This is a genomic window from Streptomyces sp. NPDC031132 (assembly GCF_055570595.1).
In genome coordinates this window covers 20,135-37,600 of record NZ_JBVIGX010000021.1, presented here as the reverse complement: position 1 = coordinate 37,600, position 17,466 = coordinate 20,135, and the positions used below count along the sequence as shown (strand labels likewise).

The following is a 17,466-nucleotide window of genomic DNA, read 5'->3' as shown; positions in this document are numbered from 1 at the left end:
TGATCATTCTGATCATCCGGGGCAGGTGTTCCTCCTGCGCGTCCGCTCTCGCCCGTCCTACTTGGCGTCCGCGTAGCACTCCACGATCGCCGTGCTGAACGGGAACCGGACCGGGGTCTCGCCGAAGGCGATCCGGCCGGCCCGGTCGCCGGCGGCGCGGATCGCCTCGGCGACGGCCTCGGCCTCCTCGGCGGGGCAGTGCACCATCACCTCGTCGTGCTGGAAGAACACCAGCTCGGCCCGCATCCCGGCGCCCGCGATGGCCTGCCGGAGGGCGGCGAGCAGCAGCAGGGCCCAGTCGGCGGCGCTGCCCTGGACGACGAAGTTGCGGGTGAACCGGCCGCGGGCCCGGGTGTTGGTGGAGGCGTAGCTCGGGGTCCAGCCGTCGTCCCGGTCCTGCGGGATCCCGGCTTCGCCGTCCTCGTCGGCGCCGACCGGCGGCGGGCAGGTCCGGCCCAGCCAGGTCCGTACGAGGCGCCCCTCCTCGCCCGCCTTGGCGGCGTCGTCCACGTACGCCACGGCCTGCGGGAAGCGGCGGCGCAACGCGGCCAGGTTCTTCAGTCCGTCGCCGGAGGTCTGTCCGTACACGGCGCCGAGGACGGCGAGTTTGGCCATGTCCCGGTCGCCGGAGAAGCCCTGGCGGGAGATGGCCGTGTACAGGTCCTCGGGGCGCCCGGCCACCGCCATGAAGGCGGGGTCGCGGGAGATCGCGGCCAGCACGCGGGGCTCCATCTGGTCGGCGTCGGCGACGACGAGCCGCCAGCCGGGGTCGGCGACGACGGCCCTGCGGATCACCTTCGGGATCTGCAGGGCCCCGCCGCCGTTGGTGACCCAGCGGCCGGTGAGGGTGCCGCCGGGGACGAACTCGGGGCGGAAGCGGCCGTCGTGCACCCAGTCCTGGAGCCAGGACCAGCCGTGGGCGGTGTAGATCCGGTACAGCTTCTTGTACGCGAGGAGGGGCTCCACGGCGGGGTGGTCGAGCTCCTGGATCTCCCAGCGGCGGGTGGACTTGAGCCGGATCCCGGCTTCGGCGAAGGCCTTGATGACGTCGGCGGGCAGATCGGGGCGCACGCGGCGGCCGAAGGCGGCGGAGATCTCGTCGGCCAGCTCGGCGAGGCGGCGGGGCTCGCCGCCGCCGGCGTAGCGCTCGCCGAGGAGCTCGGTGAGCAGCGCGCGGTGGACGTCGGCCCGCCAGGGGAGGCCGGAGCGGTGCATTTCGGCGGCGGTCAGGAAGGCGGCGGACTCGGCGGCGATGAGCAGGCGCAGGCGGTCGGGGTGGGCGGTGGCGGCGGTGCGTTTCGCCTGGTCGTGGTAGATGGCGACGAGCGCGTCGAGCGGGAGGGGGGCGGAGGTGGGCTGGGGGTCGAAGAGGGAGTCCTGGGTGGTGGGTGTGGCGGTGCGTTGGGGGGGATCGGGGGGTACGGGGGCGCCGGTGAGCCGGGCCCAGGCGGCTGCCGCCGAGCGGGGTTCGCCGGAGCGGCCCTCGTGGGCGAGGAGGAGGAGCTCGGCGTCTTCGATGTCGTGGCAGCGCTCTACGCGGGTGCCGGCGGCGAGGAGGCGGGGGTAGAGGGCGGCGGTGCTGCGCCAGATCCAGCGGGTGGTGGTGGGGGCGGAGCGGATCGCTTCCGCGGGGTTTTGGACGGTGAGGGGGGCGCTGCCCGGGGCGTTGCCCGGGGTGTGGCCGGGGGTGGGGGTGAGCGGCATGGCGTGCCAGAGGCCGTCGCCGGCTTCGGCGAGGGCCCAGTGGGGGGTGCGGTCGCTCATGGGTGCGAGTGTCCCACCGGGGTCTGACACCCGCCCCGCCTGCCACTCCGGCGGCCCGGGTTCCGCTGCGCGGTGCCCTCTCCCCGCCCCGCCCTTTCTCCGTTTCCCGGGCGCTGCCCGGACCCCGTGCCGGGGGCTCTGCCCCCGGGCCCCCGCGCCTCAAGCGCCGGCGGGGCTGGAAGGGCGGGGTCGGAGAGCCGGCGGCTCTGCCCCGGGCCCCGCGCCTCAGGCGCCGGTGGGGCTGGGTTTGGCGCGGCCGGACTCCGTACTGCCGGGGGCTCTGCCCCTGGGCCTCCGAGCCTCAGGCGCCGGTGGGGCTGGAAGGGCGGGGTCGGAGAGCCGGCGGCTCTGCCCCGGGCCCCGCGCCTCAGGCGTCGGTGGGGCTGGGCACTGGGCGGTGGGGGTGGGGTGGGGGCGTGTAAAGCTGAGGGGGTGAGAGAGATTGTCGATCGTGCCTGTGAAGCCGCCCTCTACAGCCAGGACGATGCCGGGCTGGATGCCGGGGCCTCGGTTCTCGTCGGGGACGGTGGGCAGTGGGGCGCGGTCGGGCGGGAGCTGCTGGGGCGCGGGGAGGTGTACGTACGGCAGGCCTGGGAGCGGGGGTGGCAGCCCGCCGACGTGCTCCGGCTGGTCGGGCGGGACCTCGGCGAGCGGCATCTGCGGATCACCAGCGACCTGATCGCCGCCGAGGCGCGGCGGTACGCCCGGCTGCCCGAGCGGTGGACCGATGCCGAGGTGTGGTGGGGGGACGACGGCGAGTACGGGGAACGGCTCGTGCAGCGGGAGAAGGCCGATCGGTTCAGCCTTGCCACCGCCCTGCTGGAAGTGTTCCGGCTGTTGATCCGGTTGCCCTCCATCGAACCGGTGGGTCCGGTTCCCGGGGACCCGGCCGGCGATGCCCTGGAGCACGCGCACATCGAGCCCCGCATGCTCGGCCGCATCCGGGCCCTGCTCGCCAAGGCGGAGGCGACCACCTTCCCGGAGGAGGCGGAGGCGCTCAGCGCCAAGGCGCAGGAGCTGATGGCCCGGCACACCGTCGACGAGGCCCTGCTCGCGGCGAGCGGCAAGGGGCCCGCCCAGGTGCCCGCGGCCTGTCGGATCGGGGTCGAGGCACCGTACGAAGAGGCCAAGGCCGTGTTGCTGGATGCCGTCGCCACGGCCAACCGCTGTCGGGCCGTGTGGAACAGCGCCTACGAGTTCTCCACCGTGGTGGGGTTCGAGAGCGACCTGGAGGCCGTCGAGCTGCTCCATACGTCCCTGCTCGTGCAGGGGACCGCCGCCATGACCCGGGCCGAGGCCGCCCAGCGCTCCGGCGGGCGCAAGCGGACCAAGACGTTCCGGCAGTCCTTCCTGCTCGCGTACGCCAGCCGGCTCGGCCAGCGCCTCGCCGAGACGGCCGAGCACACCGTGGCCGAGGCCCCCGGCAACCTGCCCGCCCTGGTGGCCCGCGACGTCGCCGTCACCTCCCGGGCGGACGAGATGTTCCCCCGGACCACGACCACCCGGCTGCGCGGGGCCACCGACCACGCGGGCTGGGAGGACGGCACGGCCGCCGCCGACCGCGCACACATGGGCGGCAAGCGCCGCCCACTGCCCGGCTAGGGGGTGTCCGTGAAGTCGTGCCGGGCGCCCTTCGGGCGCCCCCTAGGGGGTGTCGTCAAAGTCCCGTCTGGCCGGTGGGGCCCGGCACGCGCGCTCGCCGCTTTGTCGTCGGTCGACGACGCGAGCGTCGCCTCCCTCCTCCGCCTTGCGATCACACGCACCAGACCCCACCGGCCCCGCCCTCACGGGCGGACGACGCTACTTTGACGACACCCCCTAGGTCCGGTCGCCGCGGTCGCCGGCCTCGCTGCGCAGGGCCTGGGTCTCCGACTTCAGGATGCGCATCGACCTGCCCACGGAGCGGGCCATGTCGGGCAGCTTCTTAGAGCCGAAGACCAGCACGCAGACCACGAGGAGCAGGATCAGGTGCCAGGGCTCAAGGGCATTGCGGAGCATGCTCGTTCCCACCTTCGGGCGGCGACAGCGGTTTCGGACGGACCTGGCCATCGAACAGCTCCGCGCGCATTCGTACAAATCTGAAGGAGTTCTGAACGAGTGGACCGAAGGGGTACCTGAAAGGCGTGCTGTGCAGGCCCGTGACCTCCGCTGCGCCTTGATCCAGCCCTTATAAGGGTCTGATTCGCCCCTGATCCACCCGAGTTCTTCCCTGACAGTGATCAGGGGAGCACCCTCCGCGTGCACGTGCATCTGCCCATGCATGCGCTTATGAACACAGCTATGATCCGGTGCAGTTGACATCTGCACTATCGGGGGCTTCCTGTGGACCACGCGTACAACGGGATGGCAGCTGCAGAACTCGACGGAGTGACCTGGCAGAAGAGCAGACACAGCAACTCGCAAGGTTCCTGTGTGGAGTTCGCCAAGCTGCCGGGTGGAGCTGTCGCCGTGCGCAACTCGCGCTTTCCGGACGGGCCCGCGCTCGTCTACACGCCGGCCGAGATAGAGGCGCTGCTGTTGGGCGTCAAAGACGGCGAGTTCGACCACCTGATCGCCTGATCGACCGATCGGCACCTTGCCTGATCGCCCCGAGGAACGGCGCACCGATCAAGCCATGCACGTGCACTGGCCGGGACTGATCGAAATGATCAACCCCGGCCAGTCGTCGTACGTCCCGCGTGTTCTCGCGTGTTCTGCGTATTCCGGTGTGGCCCGATGCGTCCCCGTGTGCGCCCGTGCTTCCCCGGGGCCCGGGGGACCGCCGCCTACTCGTGCAGCATGAACAGCGCCCAGACCACCTTGCCGGTCAGCCGTCCCGCGAGCGGGTGCCAGCCCCAGCTGTCGCTGTACGCGTCCACGAGGAACAGCCCGCGCCCCGACTCCAGGTCGCAGTTCTCCTGCGTCCGCTCCGGCGCGAACGACCCGCCCGGACGGTCCTCGCTGGGGTCCCGTACCGCGCACACCAGCCGGGTGCTCCACCGCATCAGGTGCAGCCGTACCGATGCCTCCGGCTCGCCCGGGCCGCCGGTCGCAGGCCGGGTGTCCTCCGGCAGGGCATGGCGCAGCGCGTTGGTGACGAGTTCGGAGACCACCAGGGCCACGTCGTCGAAGCGCTCGTCGAGGCCCCACTGGCACAGGGTGGACCGGGTGAACGAACGGGCGCCCCGCACCGCCTCGAAACGGGCGGGCAGAGCGCAGGAGGCGGACCCGGAGACAGCCGTGGGGTCGACCGGGGGCAGCCCCTGCCGTAACGGCTCGAGCATGGTCGATCCATTCGTCCCCATGCGAGGCACTCCCGGGATTCGCGGGCGGAGCGGCGCGCTCCGTCCAGAAAGAACTGCGGGGTGGGTCCGGCGCCGGCGCGAAGAGCACGCAGGTGCGCGGCACCATCGTTCCGAATGCAGAAGCTGGATGCAAGGGCAGATGCACGTGCACGCGCCGGACCTGTCCACTCCCGTGATGGTTCTTGCTCATTTCTTCCTACGCATACTTACGGACTTCTTTTGCGGCGAGCGGGATTCCGTTACAGAACGAGTACGGGCCGATGCGTTTTGGTGGCAGACTGCGGGCCCTGGGGTACGGGGGCCCCGGCGACGCACACCACGCGCAGACCACGCGTACACATGGCGATGGGGAGGGCAGGACAAGTGACCGCAGAAGCAAGCGGTTCTGTGGTGCGCCGCATCCTCCTGGGCTCTCAGCTCAGGCGACTCCGAGAATCCCGCGGCATCACCCGTGAGGCGGCCGGCTACTCGATCCGCGCATCCGAATCGAAGATCAGCCGCTTGGAGTTGGGAAGGGTGAGCTTCAAGGCAAGGGACGTGGAGGACCTCCTCACGCTCTACGGGGTCACCGACGGCGCGGAGCGGGAGTCCCTGCTGGGGCTGGTCCGCGAGGCCAACGCCGCCGGCTGGTGGCACAGTTACGGCGACGTGCTGCCCGGGTGGTTCCAGACGTACATCGGCCTGGAGGGCGCGGCCTCGCTCATCCGGATCTACGAAGTCCAGTTCGTCCACGGCCTGTTGCAGACCGAGGCCTACGCCCAGGCCGTCGTCAGCCGCGGCATGCCCGGCGCCACGAAGGCCGAGATAGACCGCCGCGTCGCGCTGCGCCTGGAGCGCCAGAAGGTGCTCGTCTCCGAGAGCGCCCCCGTCTTCCACGCCGTCCTCGACGAGGCCGCGCTGCGCCGCCCGTACGGCGACCGCGACGTCATGCGCGGCCAGTTGGAGCACCTCATCGAGGTCTCCCAGCGGCCCAACGTGCAGCTCCAGGTGATGCCGTTCTCCTTCGGCGGCCACGCCGGCGAAAGCGGAGCCTTCACCCTGCTGCGCTTCCCGGAGTCCGACCTCCAGGACATCGTCTATCTGGAACAGCTCACCAGTGCCCTCTACCTGGACAAAGACGAGGAAGTAGCGCAGTACGAACGGGCGATGGAGCGGCTCCAGGCCGACTGCCCCGACCCCGACCGGACCCGGGATCTCCTCCGCGGCCTCCTCCAACTGTCTTGATTCGCACGTAGTATGACGTCTGATCAGTGCATGATGACCGATCGGTCTCCGGTGCAGCGCACGGGTGCGCGCTCGCAGTAAGGGATGGCATGTCCATATTCGACGACCTGGCTCACCAGTACATCGACGGCGAATGGCTGGCCGGTACCGGTTCGTGGGACATCATCGACGTCAACCCGTACAACGGGGAGAAGCTCGCGGCCATCACCGTGGCCACCGTCGAGCAGGTGGACCGGGCCTACCGCGGCGCCGAGCGCGCCCAGAGAGAGTGGGCCGCCACCAGCCCGTACGCCAGACGCACCGTCCTGGAACGCGCCCTGCGGATCACCGAGGAGCGCGAGAAGGAGATCATCGAGGCGATGATCGACGAGCTCGGCGGGACCCGTCCCAAGGCCGAGTACGAGGTCCACCTCGCGAAGGAGTTCATCCGCGAGTCGATCCAGCTGGCCATCCGCCCCGAGGGCCGGATCCTCGCCTCGCCCGTCGAGGGCAAGGAGAACCGGGTCCAGCGCCTCCCGGTCGGCGTCGTCACCGTGATCAGCCCCTTCAACTTCCCGTTCCTGGTCACCCTGAAGTCGGTCGCCCCGGCCCTGGCACTGGGCAACGCGGTGGTGATCAAGCCGAACCAGAACGCACCCGTGGTCGGCGGCGGGGTCATAGCCAAGATCTTCGAGGACGCGGGCCTGCCGGCCGGGCTCCTCAACGTGCTGGTCACCGACATCGCCGAGATAGGCGACGCGCTCCTCACGCACCCCGTCCCGAAGGTCATCTCCTTCGCCGGCTCCGACCGGGTCGGCCGGCACGTCGGCTCCGTCGCCGCCCGGCACTTCAAGCGGACGGTCCTGGAGCTCAGCGGCAACAGCGCCCTCGTCGTCCTCGACGACGCCGACCTCGACTACGCGGTGGACGCGGCCGTCTTCAGCCGCTTCGTCTACCAGGGCCAGGTCTGCATGGCCGCCAACCGGATCCTCGTGGACGCCTCGATCGCGGAGGAGTTCACCGAGAAGTTCACCGCCCGGGTGCGGAGCCTGAAGACCGGCGACCCCCACGAGGCGGACACCCACATCGGCCCGCTGATCAACTCCTTCCAGGCCGACGCCCTCACCGCGCTCGTGGACCAGGCCGTGGAATCCGGGGCGCAGGCCCTCGTCCGCGGATCTACGCGCGGCAACCTGGTCGAGCCGACCGTGCTGGCCGGCCTCCCCGAGGACTCCCCCCTGCTCGGCCAGGAGATCTTCGGCCCGGTGGCGCTGCTGGTGGTCTTCGACGGCGAGGACGAGGCCGTACGGCTGACCAACGCGACCCCGTACGGGCTGAGCGGCGCCGTGCACACGCGGGACGTGGAGCGCGGCGTGCGCTTCGCCCAGCGGATCGAGACCGGGATGATCCACGTCAACGACTCGACCATCGGCGACGAGCCGCTCGCCGCGTTCGGCGGGGAGAAGTCCTCGGGCCTGGGCCGGCTGAACGGCGAGGCCACGATCGAGGCGTTCACGACCCAGAAGTGGATCTCGGTGCAGCACGGCAGGACGAGTTTCCCCTTCTGACCGCGCTTCCCCTTCCGGGCTCGCTCTAGACTCGTGCGAGTCAGCGGCGGGCAGCGTTCCGGGGGAGACCTGAGTTGAGCAACATTCCGGAGACGGGGCGCACGCCCCGGGTCCAGAACCGCCTGGTCGTCATCCAGGTGGTCGTCTTCTCGCTGCTGCTCACCCTCGGCGGGCGCCTCTGGTACCTCCAGGTGCGCAACGGCCAGGAGTACACGGACGAGGCGAAGAACAACCACACCCAGCAGGTCGTCCAGCCCGCCGTGCGCGGCTCGATCCTGGACTCCCGCGGGGTCCCGCTGGCAGACAACGAGACGCGGATGGTCGTCTCCGCCAGCCGTACCGACCTCACCAGGATGAAGGACAAGGGCAAGGGCGTCCTGACCCGGCTCGCCGGCGTCCTGGGCCTCAATCCCGAGGACGTGGTCAACAGCGTCCGGCTGTGCGACGCCAAGACGCCCAAGCCGTGCTGGAACGGCTCCCCGTACCAGCCGATCCCCGTCACCGACGAGGCGACCACGGACCAGGTGCTGGAGATAAGGGAACACGCCGAGCAGTTCCCCGGCATCACCGCCGAGCCGACCGCCCTGCGCCGCTACGCCGGCCCCGACGGGGCCAACACCTCGCAGGTGCTGGGCTACCTCTCGCCGGTCACCGACGCGGAGATCACCAAGGCCAAGAAGACCGACTCCCCGTACCTGCGCTCCGACCAGGTGGGTCGTTCCGGCCTGGAGCGCACGTACGACAAGGAGCTGCGCGGCAAGGCCGGCGTCACGCGCTACGAGGTGGACAACCTCGGTCGGGTCATCGGGCAGGCGCAGGCCGACAAGCCGACGCCCGGCTCGAACGTCGTCACCTCGATCGACTCGCGCGTGCAGGCGGTGGCCGAGCGCGAGCTGAACAACGCGATGATCGAGGCCCGCAAGGGGTACGACAAGAACACGCGCAGGAACTACGAGGCCGACTCGGGCGCCGTCGTCGTCATGGAGGCCAAGACCGGCCGCATCGTCGCGATGGCTTCCAACCCGACCTACGACCCGAACGCGTGGGTCGGCGGCATCTCCGCCAAGGACTACGCCTCCCTCACCGACAAGGAATCCAACTACCCGCTGCTCAACCGCGCGATCCAGGGCCAGGCGGCCCCGGGCTCGATCTTCAAGGTCGTCTCCTCGACCGCCGCGGTGAACGCCGGGTACCCCTTCAACGGGCGCTACGGCTGCCCCAGCTCGTACTCGGTGGGCAGCCAGAACTTCACCAACTTCGAGTCGCAGGGCTACGGCGACATCACCATCGGGCGGGCCCTCGAGGTCTCCTGCGACACCGTCTACTACGCCCTCGCGGACAAGGAGTGGAAGAAGGACGGCGGGATCAATCCCAAGAAGGACCCGAGCGACTGGTTCCTCAAGACGGCCCACGCGTTCGGCCTCGGCAAGGCGACCGGCGTCGACCTGCCGAACGAGGTGAAGGGCCGGGTCCCCGACCGCCAGTGGAAGAAGGACTTCTTCGAGGCGAACAAGGCCGCTTGGTGCCGGGACGGCAAGAAGGACGGCTCGTACGCCGAGAAGATCGCGTACGAGAACTGCCGCCAGGGCAACCAGCTCCGCGAGGGCGACGCGATCAACTACTCGATCGGCCAGGGCGACACCCTCGTCACCCCGATCCAGATGGCGTCGATCTACGCGGCCATCGCCAACGGCGGCATGATGCACCAGCCGAGCGTCGGCAAGGCGATCGTCAGCGCCGACGGCACCTCGGTCAAGGAGATCGCGCCGAAGGAGCAGGGCCGGCTGCCCATGGACGCGGAGCTGCGCGACGACATCGACGGCGCGCTCGCCTCGGTGGCCACCACGGGCAGTGCGGCCTGGCGGTTCGGCGGCTGGCCGCAGAAGCAGATCCCGATGCACGCGAAGACGGGCACCGCGGAGGTCCAGGGCAAGCAGACCACCTCGTGGTTCGCCTCGTACACCGAGGACTACGCGATCGTCATGACGATCTCCCAGGGCGGTACGGGCTCCGGGGCCTCCGGGCCGGCGGTGCGCAACATCTACGAGGCGATGTACGGGCTCGACGAGAAGGGCAGCCAGGACCTGTCCAAGGCCCTGCTCCCGAAGCCGCAGACGGCCCTGCCGGCGATCCGGCCGGAAGGCGTCGCCGAATGAGCCCGATTGAGGACAGAACCTGACCGCATCCCTCCGTAGTGTGGTTCTTGTCAGCAGGAGCACACCGAGAAGGCGGTAGATCGGCATGGTCACTCACGTTCCGGCAGAGTCCTACGGCGACGAGCGCGGCGCGCTCCTGTCCTTCGCGGAGGCCCAGCGCGGCGCACTGCGGCGGGCGGTGCTCGGCCTCACCGAGGAGCAGGCGGCGAGCCGCCCGAGCGCGAGCGGGCTGTCGCTGTCGGGGCTGCTGAAGCACGTCGCGGAGACGGAGCTGAACTGGCTGCGGATGGCGCAGCAGCTGCCGAACGAGCGGCAGCGCACGCAGGAGACCTGGGCAGACAGCTTCCGCCTGGTCGAAGGCGAGAGCATCCCCGAGATCCTGGAGTTCTGGGACGGGGTCGTGGAGGAGCTGGAGAAGTTCATCCGCGCGGTGCCGAGCCTGGACGACACGTTCCCGCTCCCCGAGGCGCCGTGGTTCCCGAAGGAGGGCCGGGTCTCGATGCGCTGGCTGCTCCTGCACCTGGTGGAGGAGCACGCGCGCCACGCCGGCCACGCGGACATCGTCCGCGAGTCGCTGGACGGCAAGACGGCCTTCGAGCTCGTGGCCGCGGCCAACGGCGACACCTGGCCGCCTGCGCGCTAGCGGGGCGGTTGCGGGGCCGCTCGGATCCGGCCCCGCTCCGGCCCGCCCCGCGGACCCGCCTCGGAGAGGACTTGCACCTCACGCGGCGTGAGGACCCAGAGTGAAGGGCGTACCCAACCAGAGGAGCGGGAGCGATGGGCTACTCCGTGGGACAGGTCGCCGGATTCGCCGGAGTCACGGTGCGCACCCTGCACCACTACGACGAGATCGGCCTGCTCTCCCCGAGCACCCGCAGCAGCGCGGGGCACCGGCGTTACGACGACGCCGATCTCGACCGGCTGCAGCGGATCCTGTTCTACCGAGAGCTCGGCTTCCCGCTCGAAGAGGTCGCGGTCCTGCTGGACGATCCGGACTCGAACCCGAGGGAGCACCTGCGCCGGCAGCATGCCCTCCTGTCCGACCGGATCGCCCGGCTCCAGCAGATGGCCGAAGCCGTGGAGCACGCCATGGAGGCAGAGAGAATGGGCATCAACCTCACGCCCGAGGAGAAGTTCGAGGTCTTCGGGGACTTCGACCCCGACCAGTACGCGGACGAGGCGCACCAGCGCTGGGGCGACACGGACGCGTACAAGGAGTCCGCCCGTCGGGCGGCCACCTTCACGAAGGAAGACTGGAAGCGCTTCCAGGCCGAGGCGGACGAGATCAACCGGCGGTTCGCCGAGCTGCTGGACGGCGGTGCGTCCGCGGAATCCGACGAGGCCATGGACGTGGCCGAGGAGCACCGCGGCTGGATCGGCCGGAACTGCTACACCTGCTCGTACGAGATGCACACGTGCCTGGGTGAGATGTATGTCGCGGATGAGCGGTTCACGGCGTACTACGACACGGTCCGTCCCGGTCTGGCGGTGTTCGTACGGGACGCGATCGTCGCGAACGCCATCCGCAAGGTGTAGACGGCCGGATTTTCCCCACACGGCCCCCTCCCGGTGACTGGAACCGGGAGGGGGTCCTGTGCGTTGATAATTGAAACCGCCGTCATGTCCGATGCACCCGCGGACGCCCGCCGCGACACCCCCGATCCAGGAGAGCCCGGAACTCGTGTACACGCTTGCGCTCGCCCCTGAGTGGCTGTCCCCGGACTATCTGATCTCGCACTACGGCCTGATCGGCATCCTGGTCATCGTCTTCGCGGAGTCCGGGCTGTTCGCCTTCCTGCCCGGCGACTCCCTGCTGTTCACGGCGGGCCTGCTGGTCGCGAACGGCGAGTACATCAAGCAGCCGCTGTGGCTGGTCTGCACCCTGATCTCGGTCGCCGCGATCGTCGGTGACCAGGTCGGGTACATGATCGGCAAGGTATTCGGGCCGAAGCTCTTCAACCGGCCGAAGTCGAAGCTCTTCAAGCGGGAGAATCTGGACAAGGCGCACGAGTTCATGGACAAGCACGGCCCGAAGGCCATCGTGCTCGCCCGCTTCGTGCCGATCGTCCGTACGTTCGCCCCGATGGTGGCGGGCGCCGGCTCGATGAAGTACCGCACGTTCCTGACGTTCAACGTCATCGGCGGCATCGCCTGGGGCGCGGGGCTCACGGTCGCGGGCTTCTGGCTCGGCCAGATCGACTTCATCAAGACCAACGTCGAGGCGATCCTCGTCCTGATCGTCCTCCTCTCGCTCATCCCGGTGATCTTCGAGGTGCTGAAGGCCCGCAAGGAGGCCAAGGCGAACGGTGGCGGCGCCGAGGCGCCGTCGGCCGGCGGCGAGCGCCGCCGCCACGCCAAGCGCTAGAGCGCAGCCAGGGCCGCCGTGGGCGGTCGAACCGCGCGAAGGGCGGGCACCCTCAGGGGTGCCCGCCCTCGCGCTTGTGCCGTTGGTCCTGCGGTCATCCTCGAGCCTTCGCCGTGGCGGTCAGAAGGGCAGCTCGAAGGGCAGGGGGAACGGGATCGGCAGCTTCGGCACCGGGAGCTTCGGCAGCGGCAGCTTCGGCAGCGGGATCTTCGGCACGGGGATCGGGAGCTTGGGCACCGGGATCGGGAGCTTGGGCACCGGGATCGGGAGCTTCGGCGGCACCGGGATGGGCAGCTTGGGCAGCGGGATCGGCAGCTTGGGCAGCGGGATGGGCAGCTTGGGCACCGGGATCGGCAGCTTGGGCACCGGGATCGGGAACTTCGGTACCGGCGGCAGCGGAAGCGGGAACTTCGGCAGCGGCGGTACCGGGAGCGGCAGCTTGGGCACCGGGATCGGGAACTTCGGTACCGGCGGCAGCGGGATCGGCAGCTTCGGCACCGGCAGGCCCGGGGGCGGCGGCAGCGGGATCGGCAGCTTGGGCACCGGCAGGCCCGGGGGCGGCGGCAGCGGGATCGGCAGCGGGAGCGGCAGCTTGGGCGGCACCGGCCCCGGAGGCAGCGGTATCGGAAGCTTCGGCGGCAGCGGCGGCAAGGGCAGCTTCGGCGGCGCCGGAAGCTTGTTGTGCCCACCGCTCCCCTTCCCCTTTCCCTTCCCGTGCTTGTTGTTGTTCTGCTTTCCGTTGCGGTTGTTGTTCCGGCCGTCATTCTTGTCGTGGACGAGGTCGGTGTGACTGGCTGAGGCAGTCTTGTGCGGCGTCGCGGCGAATGCGCTCGCGGGCAGCGCCGCGACTCCGGCCGCCAGGGCGGTCGTCGTCGCCAACGTCACGAAATGCCGGGTCAAGGCTGTCTTGGGCATGGGATTCTCCTTGTGCGTCGAGAGGGGTGAATCCCGGCTCCGGTGCTGGTCCGGCCGGTGCCGGGATGTCACGAACCTGGTCGGCCCGTTCCTCAAGTAAGCGCGGGTCGGCGCACGAGAACACGTCCCGGGAATTCGGGACTTGACAGGTTGGTTCGGCGTATTCCTTGATTTCGCGGAACTCGCAGGGCGGTTTTCCGGAAAGGCGCCCATGCCGCGGCGACGGCATTCCGGAAACCGGGACACCGTCGAGCGATCAGCTTGACGAAAAAGGGCTCAGAAGCCGCGGGTCCGCTTGGCGGCGCGGCGCTTGGCGGCGCTGGCGGCCCCCGGAATGCGCATGAACAGCCGCGAGGTCTCGGAGCCGAGGTTGACCCCGATCGCGATGGCCAGCGCGATGGCGGCGGCGTTCACCAGCGAGCCGAGGCCCTCGTTCAGCCGGTTCTCGGCGATCAGCAGCAGCCCGTAGTACGTCGCCGAGCCCGGCAGCAGCGGGCCGATGGCCGCCGTCGTGTACGGCAGGGCCGACGCGAAGCGGTAGCGCGAGAAGAGCTGGCCGAACAGGCCGACCAGCCCGGCGGCGATGGCCGTGGAGGGCACGGGCGGGATGCCGCCCGCGTAGTGCAGGGCACCGAAGGTCACCCAGGCGACCCCGCCGTTCAGCGTCACGATCCACACGGTGGAACGTTCCTGCTGGAGCAGGATCGCGAACGTGAACACCAGCACCATCGAGGCCGCGATCTGGATCAGCGGCCGCTGGGTGATCTGGAGGACCTCCTCCGGCTTCGGCGAGGCGCCGAGCTGGAGCCCGAGGTACAGCACGACCAGCACGCCCATGATGATGCCGATGAAGAGGTACATGACCTCCAGCAGCCGGGCCGAGGCGGTGATGTAGAAGCCGGTCAGGCCGTCCTGCACGGCTGCGACCAGGGCCCGCCCGGGCAGCAGCGCGAACAGCCCACCGGTGATCACCGCGGAGGAGCGTACGTCGGTCTCGGCCAGCTTCAGGGTCACGCCGATCGCGGCGGGCGGCATCGCGGCCACGACGAACTGGTAGAACTCCGGCAGCCCGCGCCCGGCGCACAGCCAGGCCAGCCGGTCACCGAGCATCGCTCCGATCGCGGCCGCGAAGAAGACGAACACGCCGCCGCCGACCAGGGTGGAGGCGGCGCCGGCGAGCAGCCCGGCGGCGGCCGTGAGCACCCAGGAGGGGTACGGGTGCCGGTTGCGGCGGATCTCCGCGAGGCGCCGGTAGGCCTCCTCCAGCGACAGCTCGATCTCGTGCGCGCTGATGTCGTCCACCAGCTGGTAGACGGCGGCCAGGCGCGTGTAGTCGGTGCCGCGGCGGCGCACGGTCCGGCTCGCCGAGACCGGGTCGTCGACGAGGGAGGGCTGGTGGGTGATCGACAGCAGCGTGAAGGTGACCGTGGGCTCGCAGCGGTCCAGCCCGTACGAGCGGGCCACCGCGAACATCGCGGCCTCCACGTCCTCGGCGCCCTCGCCGCCCGCGAGCAGCAGCTCGCCGATGCGCAGGGTCAGGTCGAGTACGCGGCCCACGGCGGGCCCTGTCTCGCTGTGCTTGTGCACGGCCTCGGGGACGGGCCGCACGTCGACCGGCATGCGCAGCATGGTGCGCATGCGGTCCTGCCAGGGGGATTCCTTCATCAGGGAGACGGGGAAGCCCTGGCCGGGGGTGTAGGCGGGCGGGGACTGGCGGCCGCTGTAGGTGGCAGGGGGCGCGAACGCGGAGCCCTCGGGCTCCGGCTGCACCGTTTCGGCGCCTGCCGGACGGACGAACTCCGACGTGGGCTGGTCGTCCTCGGGAACCTCCGGTTCCATGCCGGGCGGGGCTGTGAAGGCGCTGTGCGCCTCGTCGGACTGGGGCTTCCTGTCCTCGGCCCCATCGGCCTCCGCCACGCGTCCTCCAGTCCGTGATCACCCGGGGTATCAGTATGCGGAACCCTTTCGTCCCCGGCGAAACCGGACGACGAACGGGCGGCACCCCCTCGGTGAAGGGGTACCGCCCGTCGTGTTCGAGCCTTTTACCGGCTGAGCGGACTCAGCGGATTCAGTGGTGGCCGCCCTGGGCCTCGAGGCGCTTGTACGAGGCCTCGATCTCGGCCTCGGCCTCGGTGCGGCCGACCCAGTTCGCGCCCTCGACCGACTTGCCCGGCTCCAGGTCCTTGTAGACCTCGAAGAAGTGCTGGATCTCGAGGCGGTCGAACTCCGACACGTGGTGGATGTCGCGCAGGTGCTCCACGCGCGGGTCCGAGGCCGGCACGCACAGCAGCTTGTCGTCGCCGCCCGCCTCGTCCGTCATGCGGAACATGCCGATCGCGCGGCACTTGATCAGGCAGCCCGGGAAGGTCGGCTCGTCAAGGATGACCAGCGCGTCCAGCGGGTCGCCGTCCTCACCGAGGGTGTTCTCGACGAAGCCGTAGTCGGCCGGGTAGCTGGTCGAGGTGAAGAGGCGACGGTCCAGACGGATCCGGCCGGTCTCGTGGTCCACCTCGTACTTGTTCCGCGAACCCTTGGGGATCTCGATGGTGACGTCGAACTCCACGTCCTGCTCCTCCATGATCAGCTTCATTGCTTCGAGACTGCATTGATTCATCTGCGCGCGTCCGGCCCAGCCCTGCGGGTGGGGTGCCATGGTCGCGGCAAGACGCAGTGGTTAAGTGTCCCTCACGCATATGTGTGATCGCGAAAGGGGCTGGTCCGAGGTGCCATTGGTCAAGACGTGGCAGCTCATCGCGGTGTCGGCCGTCGCCGGCCTCGCCCTGTCGGTGGCTGCGGTGGCCGCTGCCGGTCCTTGGGACTCCGGCCAGCGTAAGGCCGAGCGGGACAGGGCCGCCTCCTGGGGCCTGACGGGTGGCGCAGATCACGGCGCGGACCACGGCGGCGGGGCCGTGCCGCAGGCCGCGCCCAGCGCTCCCGGGGTGCTCTCGGGGATCGGGCCGGGCGTCGCGCTCACGGCGGAGAGCGGCGTCGTGGCCGCGGATCCCGGGCGGCTCGCGGCGGCCCTGCGGCCGCTCCTCGCCGACCCCGCGCTCGGGACGGTCCGTACCGCCTCGGTCGTCGACACCGCCACCGGCCAGGTGCTCTTCGAGTCCGGGCCGCACGAGGCCATGACCCCCGCCTCCACCACCAAGATCGCCACCGCGACGGCCGCGCTGGCCGCGCTCGGCCCCGAGCACCGGATCCGGACCACCGTGGCGCCCGGCGCCGACCCGGGGGAGATCGTCCTGGTCGGCGGCGGCGACCCCTCCCTCACCGCCAAGAAGAAGAGCCCCGCCGGGTCCGGCGGCAGCCTCGTCGCGCTCGCCGCCGACACCGCCCAGGCTCTCAAGGCCGCCGGCACCGACACCGTGCGCCTCGGCTACGACGACACCCTCTTCACCGGACCCGCCCTCCACCCGATCGGCGAGAACCCCAACATCGCACTGGTCACGGCCCTGGCGGCGGACGAGGGCCGCTCCGACGACTCCACCTCCGGCCCCGTCGAGCGGGTCGAGGACCCCGCCAAGGAGACCGCCCGCTCCTTCGCCGCCCTCCTCAAGGAACGCGGCATCAAGGTCGCCGCCGACCCCGCCAAGGCCAAGGCCCCCGCCGGCGCCCAGCCGCTCGCCACCACCCTCTCCACCCCGCTCGCCGGGCTCGTCGAGCGGATGCTGACCAACAGCGACAACGACATCGCCGAGGTCCTGGCCCGCCAGACCGCGCTCGCCTCCGGGCAGCCCGCGAGCTTCGAAGGCGCCGAGAAGGCCGTCAAGGACCGGCTCACCGCCCTCGGCATCGACACTGCCGGCGCCCGCTTCGCCGACGGCAGCGGCCTCAACCGCGCCGACAAGATCAACACCGGCCTGCTGACGGGGCTCCTGGCCAAGGCAGCCGACCCGCAGCGGCCGGAGCTGCGGCCGGTGCTCACCGGACTGCCCGTCGCCGGGTTCACCGGGACCCTGCGCACCCGCAACGCCGGCAGCTCCCCGGCCGCCGGCCTCGTCAGGGCCAAGACGGGCACCCTGAGCGGGGTGAACTCCCTCGCCGGGACCGTCGTCGACCCCTCCGGCCGACTCCTCGCCTTCGCGTTCCTGACCGCGAACACCACCGACGCGGGGGCCGCGGAGAAGGGCCTCGACAAGCTCGCCGCGGCCGTCGCCCGCTCCTCGTAGGGATTCCGGGGGGCTCCGCATCGGCGCTGGTCCACGTAC

General features: G+C 70.7%; 14 protein-coding genes and 1 pseudogene. 9 read left to right on the top strand and 6 right to left on the bottom strand.

What is annotated here, in order from left to right:
* Window positions 1-57 precede the first annotated feature (57 nt).
* The gene (locus ACZ49B_RS26520) at window positions 58-1,764 is read right to left on the bottom strand and encodes a bifunctional 3'-5' exonuclease/DNA polymerase (RefSeq protein ID WP_468310553.1); all 1,707 of its coding nucleotides are present in this window, start codon (window positions 1,762-1,764) and stop codon (window positions 58-60) included.
* A 432-nt stretch (window positions 1,765-2,196) separates the two neighbouring features.
* Here ACZ49B_RS26520 and ACZ49B_RS26515 point away from each other — a divergent pair, with 432 nt between their 5' ends.
* Window positions 2,197-3,366: a DUF2786 domain-containing protein gene (locus ACZ49B_RS26515; RefSeq protein ID WP_468310551.1), complete on the top strand. Its 1,170-nt coding sequence runs from the start codon at window positions 2,197-2,199 to the stop codon at window positions 3,364-3,366.
* Between the two features lie 216 nt (window positions 3,367-3,582).
* On the opposite strand, the gene tatA is transcribed toward ACZ49B_RS26515, so the two are convergent.
* Entirely contained in the window at window positions 3,583-3,762 is a 180-nt protein-coding gene (gene tatA / locus ACZ49B_RS26510) for a Sec-independent protein translocase subunit TatA (protein ID WP_468310548.1), read from the bottom strand.
* A 324-nt stretch (window positions 3,763-4,086) separates the two neighbouring features.
* On the opposite strand from tatA, the gene ACZ49B_RS26505 reads away from it, so the two are divergent.
* Complete coding sequence (locus ACZ49B_RS26505) at window positions 4,087-4,323, top strand: DUF397 domain-containing protein (RefSeq protein WP_030158576.1); 237 nt, start codon at window positions 4,087-4,089, stop codon at window positions 4,321-4,323.
* A 206-nt stretch (window positions 4,324-4,529) separates the two neighbouring features.
* Here ACZ49B_RS26505 and ACZ49B_RS26500 read toward each other — a convergent pair whose 3' ends face one another.
* Window positions 4,530-5,027 carry an ATP-binding protein gene (locus ACZ49B_RS26500; protein WP_468310545.1) on the bottom strand — a complete coding sequence of 166 codons (498 nt, stop codon included), beginning with the start codon at window positions 5,025-5,027 and terminating at the stop codon, window positions 4,530-4,532.
* A gap of 360 nt (window positions 5,028-5,387) precedes the next feature.
* Here ACZ49B_RS26500 and ACZ49B_RS26495 point away from each other — a divergent pair, with 360 nt between their 5' ends.
* The 6 genes and pseudogenes from ACZ49B_RS26495 to ACZ49B_RS26470 form a co-directional block, all read left to right on the top strand.
* Entirely contained in the window at window positions 5,388-6,272 is an 885-nt protein-coding gene (locus tag ACZ49B_RS26495) for a helix-turn-helix domain-containing protein (protein WP_468310542.1), read from the top strand.
* Window positions 6,273-6,361: 89 nt separating this feature from the next.
* Entirely contained in the window at window positions 6,362-7,819 is a 1,458-nt protein-coding gene (locus ACZ49B_RS26490; protein ID WP_468310539.1) for an aldehyde dehydrogenase family protein, read from the top strand.
* Between the two features lie 74 nt (window positions 7,820-7,893).
* Window positions 7,894-9,975, top strand: a complete 2,082-nt coding sequence (mrdA, locus tag ACZ49B_RS26485) for a penicillin-binding protein 2 (protein ID WP_468310536.1) — start codon at window positions 7,894-7,896, stop codon at window positions 9,973-9,975.
* 85 nt (window positions 9,976-10,060) lie between these two features.
* The gene (locus ACZ49B_RS26480; protein ID WP_468310534.1) at window positions 10,061-10,618 is read left to right on the top strand and encodes a DinB family protein; all 558 of its coding nucleotides are present in this window, start codon (window positions 10,061-10,063) and stop codon (window positions 10,616-10,618) included.
* Window positions 10,619-10,752: 134 nt separating this feature from the next.
* Complete coding sequence (locus tag ACZ49B_RS26475) at window positions 10,753-11,511, top strand: MerR family transcriptional regulator (RefSeq protein ID WP_468310531.1); 759 nt, start codon at window positions 10,753-10,755, stop codon at window positions 11,509-11,511.
* A 145-nt stretch (window positions 11,512-11,656) separates the two neighbouring features.
* A pseudogene (locus ACZ49B_RS26470) lies at window positions 11,657-12,304 on the top strand (DedA family protein); the annotation flags it as partial.
* 156 nt (window positions 12,305-12,460) lie between these two features.
* Here the strand turns inward: ACZ49B_RS26470 and ACZ49B_RS26465 are convergent.
* The 3 genes from ACZ49B_RS26465 to ACZ49B_RS26455 all read right to left on the bottom strand — a co-directional run bounded on the left by ACZ49B_RS26465 (window position 12,461) and on the right by ACZ49B_RS26455 (window position 15,818).
* Complete coding sequence (locus ACZ49B_RS26465) at window positions 12,461-13,255, bottom strand: hypothetical protein (RefSeq protein WP_468310528.1); 795 nt, start codon at window positions 13,253-13,255, stop codon at window positions 12,461-12,463.
* Between the two features lie 276 nt (window positions 13,256-13,531).
* Window positions 13,532-15,172, bottom strand: a complete 1,641-nt coding sequence (locus ACZ49B_RS26460) for a threonine/serine exporter family protein (RefSeq protein WP_468310525.1) — start codon at window positions 15,170-15,172, stop codon at window positions 13,532-13,534.
* A 151-nt stretch (window positions 15,173-15,323) separates the two neighbouring features.
* Complete coding sequence (locus ACZ49B_RS26455; RefSeq protein WP_008742522.1) at window positions 15,324-15,818, bottom strand: inorganic diphosphatase; 495 nt, start codon at window positions 15,816-15,818, stop codon at window positions 15,324-15,326.
* 130 nt (window positions 15,819-15,948) lie between these two features.
* Here ACZ49B_RS26455 and dacB point away from each other — a divergent pair, with 130 nt between their 5' ends.
* On the top strand, window positions 15,949-17,427 hold the full coding sequence (gene dacB, locus ACZ49B_RS26450; RefSeq protein ID WP_468310522.1) for a D-alanyl-D-alanine carboxypeptidase/D-alanyl-D-alanine endopeptidase: 1,479 nt from the start codon (window positions 15,949-15,951) through the stop codon (window positions 17,425-17,427).
* Window positions 17,428-17,466 lie beyond the last annotated feature (39 nt).